This window comes from Psychromonas aquimarina ATCC BAA-1526, assembly GCF_000428725.1.
GTDB lineage: Bacteria > Pseudomonadota > Gammaproteobacteria > Enterobacterales > Psychromonadaceae > Psychromonas > Psychromonas aquimarina.
On sequence record NZ_AUAM01000077.1, the window covers coordinates 1 to 9,037 of the forward strand.

The 9,037-nt window shown below is 39.0% G+C and carries 7 protein-coding genes and 2 pseudogenes; 1 reads left to right on the forward strand and 8 read right to left on the reverse strand.

Annotation, left to right across the window (positions count from 1 at the left end):
• Positions 1–311 (reverse strand): transposase (locus G337_RS0118060; protein ID WP_028865128.1); only part of this gene is annotated, 311 nt, incomplete at its 3' end.
• A 765-nt stretch (positions 312–1,076) separates the two neighbouring features.
• On the opposite strand from G337_RS0118060, the gene G337_RS0118065 reads away from it, so the two are divergent.
• Positions 1,077–3,353 carry a hypothetical protein gene (locus G337_RS0118065; RefSeq protein ID WP_028865129.1) on the forward strand — a complete coding sequence of 759 codons (2,277 nt, stop codon included), beginning with the start codon at positions 1,077–1,079 and terminating at the stop codon, positions 3,351–3,353.
• A 133-nt stretch (positions 3,354–3,486) separates the two neighbouring features.
• Here the strand turns inward: G337_RS0118065 and G337_RS0118070 are convergent.
• The 7 genes and pseudogenes from G337_RS0118070 to G337_RS0118100 all read right to left on the reverse strand — a co-directional run.
• A pseudogene (locus G337_RS0118070) lies at positions 3,487–4,224 on the reverse strand (DUF2891 family protein); the annotation flags it as partial.
• A gap of 263 nt (positions 4,225–4,487) precedes the next feature.
• Positions 4,488–5,363 (reverse strand): annotated as a pseudogene (locus G337_RS26640) (IS982 family transposase).
• Between the two features lie 142 nt (positions 5,364–5,505).
• Complete coding sequence (locus G337_RS0118080; protein WP_028865131.1) at positions 5,506–5,838, reverse strand: hypothetical protein; 333 nt, start codon at positions 5,836–5,838, stop codon at positions 5,506–5,508.
• Positions 5,839–6,044: 206 nt separating this feature from the next.
• Positions 6,045–6,353, reverse strand: coding sequence for a hypothetical protein (locus G337_RS0118085; protein WP_028865132.1), 309 nt, complete (start codon positions 6,351–6,353; stop codon positions 6,045–6,047).
• Positions 6,354–6,470: 117 nt separating this feature from the next.
• Positions 6,471–6,938: a thermonuclease family protein gene (locus G337_RS0118090; RefSeq protein WP_245597682.1), complete on the reverse strand. Its 468-nt coding sequence runs from the start codon at positions 6,936–6,938 to the stop codon at positions 6,471–6,473.
• A complete protein-coding gene (locus G337_RS0118095) occupies positions 6,938–7,267 on the reverse strand; it encodes a hypothetical protein (RefSeq protein ID WP_028865134.1) in 330 nt (109 codons plus the stop codon). Before G337_RS0118095 ends, G337_RS0118090 begins: the two co-directional genes overlap by 1 nt.
• 42 nt (positions 7,268–7,309) lie before the next feature.
• On the reverse strand, positions 7,310–9,037 hold a 1,728-nt coding region (locus tag G337_RS0118100), incomplete at its 5' end, for a helicase HerA domain-containing protein (RefSeq protein ID WP_028865135.1).

Consider the following 9,037-nt stretch of genomic DNA (forward strand, 5'->3'; position numbering starts at 1 on the left):
AACCCTTGCAGACACTCTTGCTTCCAAGTTTTAACTTGTTCGACAAACAATCCTTTTTCCCGACAATATTGGCTTAATTCCGCTTCACTAAAAGAAGCTGTTTCAACGATAACTGAAAACTTAGCTTCAGCAGACCATTTGGCAGATTTAGTTGGCATAGTACTCTCTTTAACTCTTACTTTATTGAGCCAAGAATACAGGGTTTTAAAATGAATTCCTTCTTCATTGGCAACTTCTCTCACTGACTGGTTCTCAGGAGGAGGTAGTTTCTTTAAAATAGCGACCTTTCTTTCTGGTGAATAACGAGGCATTTATATCTAATCTTACCGCCCGCTGATGATTAACTATACAAATTTAAGAGATGACAACTATCCTGACACAGCGGGGAAGCCCCAAATCAAGTCATCTCATTTTACTCAAGAAAGTTGCTCAACCAGGTCTGTTAATAAATATGACTGGTATGAATTTACTTTACCACGTCACATATTCTTGTTTTTATATGTACAAGCTTGAATAAGATTTTTGTTAAATCAACATCTCTTTTCGAGAGTACAGAATCTTATTACACCTTTTCATATTTTATCGAACTGAAAAATGAAGGTGGAAAGCAGTTATCTCCATAGAAATCCCATAATTACTGACTTCTAAAGCGAAAGCTAACCCGATTAAAATACTTTCCCCTCCCCCTCCGGCGCAGGTAATCGAACAACATCTTTTTGATGTAGTCATTATAAAACCATCATCAGAAGTACACTTTTTAGATGTAACATTGATTCGAATTGTAATTTTATTCAATGCTAACTTGTTTTCCAGGCGAGCAGGGAATCTCCCAGGAAAATAGAAGCCGCATAATCATTTTGCCGTTTCTATTGCTAGATCAGGCAGCATCAATGACACGCAGCTTTATACCCGGTTAATTTGAAGATGCAGAGGGAGCAGTTAGAGCAATAACCTGCTTAGGCAGGAGGCGCCCCTGTAAATCAGCATCTTGAAATATGAGGGGATACATTCTGTTTGAATACAAATAAGCCGCCGGTTTTACTTAACCATTTCAAGAAAAATAAGAGTAATTATATATGTTAAACCAAAAAAAACACATTTTAGCCGTCACCCTGTCATCAATTTTATCTGTCTCAGCCAATGCTGATGTTAACGATACGTCTCTAACTATATTTAATGATTCAAGTAGTTCACTTTATCCGGCATTTTTAAGTGATGCCATGTCAGGAGAAACGCCTCAAGCGGACTCCCAAAGAGGCTGGGTTGGGGGTAATGAATCCAGACAATACCTTCCCGGTGACGACTACCTGTCAAGTAGTGCCGTTAATATTAATGAAGGCGATACCATCAAAGAGTTTGGTGTTTTAGTTAACGGCTCGACTTATGTCAGCTGTCAAAGTAATTTAGAATTTTCAGGCGAAAAAATATTCACATACGACGGAAAGTCATGTACAGAAACTATACCTGAGGAGGTAAACATTACTGTTGAGCCTGAAGTAGGGAACACTCCAATATTGTTGGAAGACGGCACCACTCAGTATGTCATTAAATCAGACAATGAGCTGGATCAAAAGGTAACATGGAGCATTGATAAAAATGCACAAGATGCCGGTTTTAGTATTGATGAAAATGGTAAGTTAAACAAACCTGATATTAAACGGACACAAGAAGTTACCGTAACCGCAATTTTAGAAGACGGGAACAGTGATCATCACACAGTTACAGTCGTTTCAACCCTGGATATTGCCGGCATTGTTGTTGAGCCAAAAGGTGGAAATACTCCCGTACTGCTGGATAATGGAGCGACTCAGTATGTGGCTATGCTGGAAACTGACTATGGGCAGCTTCCGTTAACCCAGCTTTCAGGTGTTCAATGGAGTACTGATAATGCCGATTTTAGTATTGATAATAACGGGCTCTTGACGAAACCCGATATTGATGGAGTTCGAAAGGTTACCGTAACTGCCGCCCTAGGAGAAAAAACTGGTAATGACAATGTTATGGTCGTTTCAGAGCTGAATATTTCCGGCGTGACTGTTGAGCCGCAAAGCGGGGATACTCCAGTACTGTTGGAAAATGGAACGACTCAGTATGTGGCGATGCTGGAAACTGACTATGGACCGCTTCCAGCAGCTCAGTTTCCAGGTCTGCAGTGGAATATTGATGATGGCGCAGAAAGTGCTGACTTTAGTATTGATGACAGCGGCCTGTTGACAAAACCCGATATTGACGGAATACAAGAGGTTACCGTAACCGCAGCCCTAGAAAACGGAACAAGCGATAGTGACACCGTTATGGTCGTTTCAGATCTGAATATTTCCGGCGTGATTATCGAGCCAGAAGGAGGAGATACTCCTGTACTGCTGGAAAATGGAACGACTCAGTATACGGCTATGCTGGAAACTGACTATGGACAGCTTCCGCCGACCCAGCTGTCAGAGATACGATGGAGCCTTGATGATACGGCAAAAGATGCAGATTTTAGTATTAATGAGCGGGGCCTTTTGACGAAACCTGATATTGACACAACACAACAGATTACCGTAACGGCAAGCCTGGCAAACGGGAAAAGTGATGATGACAGCGTGATGGTCATTTCAACCCTGGATATTTTAGACATGACTGTTGAACCTGAAGGGGGGGATATTCCTGTATTATTAGATAACGGAGAAACTCAGTATGCGGCTGCGTTAGAAACTAATTATGGCTCGCTTTCAGTAACTGGTTTTTCAGGTCTTAACTGGAATGTTGACAGCGCGGCACAAGATGCCGGTTTTAAAATTAATGAACGGGGTGTATTAACAAAACCAGATATTAAAGGAGTCCAGGAAGTAACGGTAACCGGAAGCCTGGCAAATGGAGAAAGTGATATTGACACTGTTAAGGTTTCATCTGCTGTTGGTGCATATAAACTAAAAACAAAACTGATGTTCTATAAAGGTGACGGAGGCGATAAGATCGAACCTTATGGTAATCTTCAGTTTAGTCAGTCATGGGGCGGCTACTCTACGACCTTCTTTGACAAACCGTTAGAGGGAAACATTACAAGCGTTGATCCGGACTCTTATGTCTCTACAAGTGAAAACTTAGTCGTGCTCCCGGAAGAGCAGGAAACATCCGACATCAATTTAGCCGGAGAGCTTCGCGAAAAAGATGACTCATCCGGGGATGACACCTACTTTAGGAGTAGTGAGAACAGAGCGAATATAACTTATAAAGGTATCCTTGAACAAAATTACGGGGCGCAGGGAGTCTGCAACACCGGCTATATTGAACTCCCAAAATCAGGAGATAACCAGGATATGAGAGCTTGTTTACAACTGTCTATGGAAAAAATAGAGCTGAATAATTGATCTGAAAATAACAAAAATATTTAGTAATTAAATGTAAGCGTCCGACAAACTGCAAACTACAACGGACGCTTACCTCTATATACCCGTTATCATTCAAGATGCAAAAATCAGCAAGTCGTGAGGTGAACAGGTTTTAGGCGTGAAGGTGAAGATCTAACGGGTTAAATCGAGACTTCACAACAACGAAGATGTTTATCTCACGCCTTGCCCCGCGGGTCGTTAGCTCGAAAACCGATACTGCGGGGCCTGCCATTGTCATCATACTGCGCCTTGTTTTGGTGTCCGAGCTAGCGACTGATAAATGCATTTTGATTGGTAACGGGTATATAAGGGAAGTTCTACGCATCGTCAGCAAAAAGAAGTGTCTGCGTTTCTCTACTTCTTTAAATTTTCGCCATAGACCCCAGGCTCTACTAAAATTGAGCCCGCACATGTGTGAGCTGGATGAGTGTTGGATTGGATTAATGAGATCGAGGTTTGGTATAAATAGATTGATCCAAGCATTGAACTCTTTCTTCTCCAATACCTCTGAGACAAGCCATGCCCAATTTGTACAGCCAGCCATGAAACTTCGATTTTGTTTGTCTGAATCTAATGGGCATGGCTGATTAAAAACAAGAAAATGCTTAGCCACAAGCTGATCAACAAAATCAACCAATTCTTTACGACCACTAGCTTTACCATAAGATCGTAAGTTAATCAAAGCCCAACTGGCGCTGGTGTAGGAATCTGACAATGGTTGAATCGAATGATTATTAAAATATTTCACAAGAGAATCCGCGACTTCATTAGCAAATATTTTTAAACGCTCATCATCATATGCCTTATTAAATTCGATGGCTAATCTCAAAAACCATGCACGGCCATACGAATTTTGAACGCCCTCTTCATTGACGAACTCCTAGCGCTATCGTGTAGCATTTCACTTATAAACTCCACATCGATGGCGGATATATGTGAATCTAAGACCATTAGCGAAAATTTAAAATCCAGTTAATAAGAAAATTCACAGATAATGTATACGAAGCCAGAAACACAATTTATTGTATTCGCTATCAGTGTGCAAGTAATCTATCTAGCTAGTATTGAGTATTAGATAACCTGAGATCGGTTTAATTTCTATCAATGATGGGCTTAAATTAATTTGAGTTCATCATCTGCTAATTTGATTTTTGGTTTCTTCTTTTTTAAACAATATGCGACTAAACCTGATATCAAGTTGATCATAAAACCATTTGAACTTCTATGTCGGCTATGTTCTATCTGAGATATATTTTTAAGCTAATCATTAATCGTCTCAATAATGTATCTCTTTGATAACATGGCACTATCGAATGCAGATATAACTTTAGCTTTCATATTTTTTCGTACTGTTGTTACTAAATCGATATCTTTTTCGGAGAGTTTTTCGGCCAATTTCTTACCAATGTAGCCTTTATCTGCATAAAGTTTACCAGTGAGGTTCTGACACAGATTTGGAACTGGCGTTCTGTCATTAGTGTTACCTGGCGTGATACTCACCGATATTATTTCACCAACATGATTAATCAATAAATGAAGTTTGAAGCCATAAAACCAACCCATTGTGCCTTTGCCACGTTTCGCTGTATCAGCAAACACTTTGTGCCTTGGGATGCGGATATTATGGCAAACTTTTAAACTTGTTGAATCGACAAAAGCAATCCCTGTTGGTTTACCTTTAATTTTTTCAAAATATGCACACATCGGAATAATTAAGCTCGGCATTAACTCTAAAAACCGCGTGTAGCTGAGTAACTTAGGAAAGTATTTCTTCCAGTACATTGAGACATGACCAAGATAGAAGTTCTTGAAATCCCTATAGTTTGACTGATGAAAGGCAATGACAATCGTCATGCACTCACTCATGCTCATTCTGGAATTTCTTCTGCGTTTACGAGTACCATCAGTTATCAACTTCTGTTCAAAAACAGGTACAAATTTATCGCAAAAATCATCTACATGGCAAAAGACAGACACTAAATTATGCATTGGCAACATCTCAGAAATAATGAGTTCATAGATCTGATCGTGAAATGCATTTTTAGTTCAATTAAATTGAAATTTTATCCCGAGCTGAGGCTTTCATGTTCTCAAAATAACAAATCATCAGTTTTGAAAACGTCTATTTCCGTTAATCTTCTGCAATCACTAAAACCGCATTACAGTTGCCATCAGTCATGCCATTATCAACATAGTTATCTGCACCATCTGGCAGCAATGTAAAATCATTACCATCTTTAGCTGTGGCCTTATAGATAAATTGGAAACCGTCACGATCTTCCAGTGATATATTTTCAGCAACCTTAAATTTACCGTTTTTGAATTTTTTAAATTCAATGGGTGTCCAGTTATTATGCTCTGAAAGTAAAACAATGCGCTGTACATCTTTTGCGTCTTTTTTTTCTATTTCAAACGTAACCTTGACCTGGGGCTTAGATTTTAGGTATTGCTTTTTTATTGGCATAGCCAGTTCCTTTAAGAGAGAATTGTAAGTTAACTTACTTATGCACTCTGTGTTTTGAGCGCATAGGAAAATCAACTAAGTTTCCGTTACTTTTTTAGTTGTTTCAGTTCTTCTAACCCAAGCCACGCTATATGGCTGTAGCCTTTCGCTAGTTCGCAATTGATTAATTACCTCAATTCTACCGAGTTTTGTATATTTACAAAATATTAAAATATGGGGGTGAATCTCACATCTTCTGCCTGTGGCAAAATTATCCAGTGACCATTGCCCCAGCACTGCAAATTAAGATCATCGAAGCTCTTGTAAAAGTAATGGGTGGTATCGAGATAAGATTCACGATCTGGTTCAACTATGCTAAAAACGGGCAAGTTATCTAAATCAATTTGTGACGGACAAGTTGTTCCCATTCGAGCAGGACATTTCCATTCATTCAGTAAATCGCATAATTCTTGAAGCGTTTTTAAATCGACTAATGCTAGATCAAACGGATGATTATTTGGATTGAAGATGTTCATAAAAAAGCCTCAGTTCAATTGATTGGTTAACATCAATTTTACCAAGGCTTCTGTATTTTCAAAATATCAAAAACATTAAAATATCAAAGTATCAAAATATCAAATGTGAGCGTTGTTTTAGTCACACCATTTTTTAGATTTTTTTCCACCGTCATAGGCAACAGCTAATCCTGAATTGATTAATGTATTTGTTAAACTTTTACCATCTTCGTAAACTTCAGTGACAATTCTAAAATACTTGCCACGTTTTACATTTCTCAGTTCAATTACACTTGCTGAACGCAGAAAATTAACTGTGATTTGCTTTGCTTGTCTTGCTAACTTCTTTTCTTTTGCGCACTTTCCTCTGATTTCGGGCGTATCAACACCAGCAACACGAATGCCGATATGCTCTCCAATTAACGGATGTAGGCCATTAATATTTGCTCTGAACGTATCGCCATCATAAATTGATGTAATCTCTGCAACGCCTAAATTTCCAAAGGTTTTGTCTTTGATGCTTGCTGCATTCGCATTGAATGCAATCAGCGAACAAAGTGTTATATATTGCATAAAGTGCTTGATACCTGGGGAATGTTTTCTCATTAGCTTGCCTCACTGATTAGTTGATTTGCTACCATCGCGTTTATTTCTAACAGTTCGTTCACTTCGATTACCTGGGATTTACCAAGATTTAGAATATCTTCGATCTTCAGCCCGTTTGAAACTGCTGTTTGTATATCATCAAGACTATTAAATCCGGCATGTAAAAGCGAAAGAGCTGTTCTGTCGGTTATGTGCTTAGTCCATTCAGGACGCTGGCCTTTTAGTTCAATAATCAAATCGGAGTAAGGTATGCCTCCGCGACTTAGCCTTACTTTATCTATGCGGTTACATGAACTATTTGTATTATTACTACCCGTGTCCTTATTCATATAGCCTCACTTTTTTGTAGTGAAATATTTATTATCAAATGCCTATATGATTTTCCAAAATGCGGTACTTTCCTGATATGTGATCTGTTTTTTACCGTCAATTAACAGGGAGTGGTGTTTTTTCAGCTCACGAACTTTGAAAAGCGTATCGTTTTGCTGTGCTTTATCGTTCTGATTGAACAGTGATGATACTGCTGCAGGTTTAGGATTCTCTAATCGGTGAATTAAATACCCGCTCATCATCGAACTATAGTCGCGTTCATCTGTTTTGAAGTGGTCAATACCTTGAGTGCTAAGAATGGCCCCAACGCCAAATTCTCTACCTTGTTTCAATAGCTTATGTAAAGAATCAAAATTTTGAGAAAGGAAGCTGTCAGCTTCATCTACTAAAAACATATTGGTAATTGCCCTGTGTCCGTCAGGTGATGGAGCAGGCTTTTTGGCTACGTGCATTTGAATAAAAAATCCGTCTAAGAGTATTGCCACAATTAGATTTTGCAGATTGGCATCGACACCAGAAAGATTAATAACGATCATATTATCTTTCATCGTGTCGAACAGGTTTTTACATTTCCTGTGTTTTTTTTCAAACAGCTCAAAATCTACAATATCATCAAGCGCAGCCGTTAAGCTGTCCTGCGGTACTTTGTCTCTATTGTTGTAAATGGTGTAAACATCGTTAAGAGTTGGGGCGGGATTTGTGAACGTAGTGGGATCACCGTTATCTATCCCGTTACGTTCGTAAGCCATCATAATGCACTTCTTTAATGCGTTTTGTTGGTTACGGCCCAGGTTAAATGATTTTGCAATTGTCGAAACTACCCCTTTGCATGTTCTAATCGGTGCTAATTTATCTTTCGAGAACAACGCAAGCGGATTAATTGGCAGTGAGTTGGCTTCGTAAATTATGGCCCCTGTTTCGCTTGTAAACTCTTGGTCTGTATAATCATTTTTATAATCAAACACAAGCAGTCCGAACGGCAGCCCGTCCGTATTTTTTGATTTCTGTTGAACGAACTGAAGTAGCATACTTTTTACTGCTTGTGTCTTTCCTGTTCCCATCGTACCCAAAACTGCAAAATTAGGATTTAAATATCGGTTAGTATCAGTTGGAGTCCAATATTGCCCCTCCCCCGTATCTTTACATTGACCAATTTCAATCGCTATGGCATCAAAATCAACTCCTAAAGGACTTTTGCCGGACTTTGCTACGGTAGGTGGGGTTTTACTGCTTCGTGCTTTAGGTTTGCTCTTTGGCTTGCTTACATCCAAGCTTTCCAAAGGTAAAGGATCTTTTTCAGTGGGCTGTTGTTCACGCTTCGGTTTGGTTTCAGCCATGCGAGGTTTTTCAGACTGTTCAGGTTCAACTTGTCTCTTTTTAACTTCCTGCTTGTTAATGCCTGGATCATTTAGCAGATGTTGCAGATTGTCCGTTTGACACGGTAGTAGTTTATTTTTGGTAACTTTGAATTGTTTATTTTCTTCCAAGGCCATGTAAAGAGCATCTGGTAACATTAAACTTTTCTTAGCGCGGGTAATAGCAACGTAGAATAAATACAAATCAGATTCATTGATCGCTTTGCCGTTGGTAAATGCTTCTATGATGGAATGAAAATCATCGGATATAAATACGTTGTCGGCCTCAAGACCTTTCGATAAATGCGCTGTGGTTAACGAGACAATTGCTTCACTTGCTAATGTCTGTCTGCTCCACTCTAACGCATTTATTAATTCTTCTGCATGTTCAATATTATCCTCGACTAAATTTGC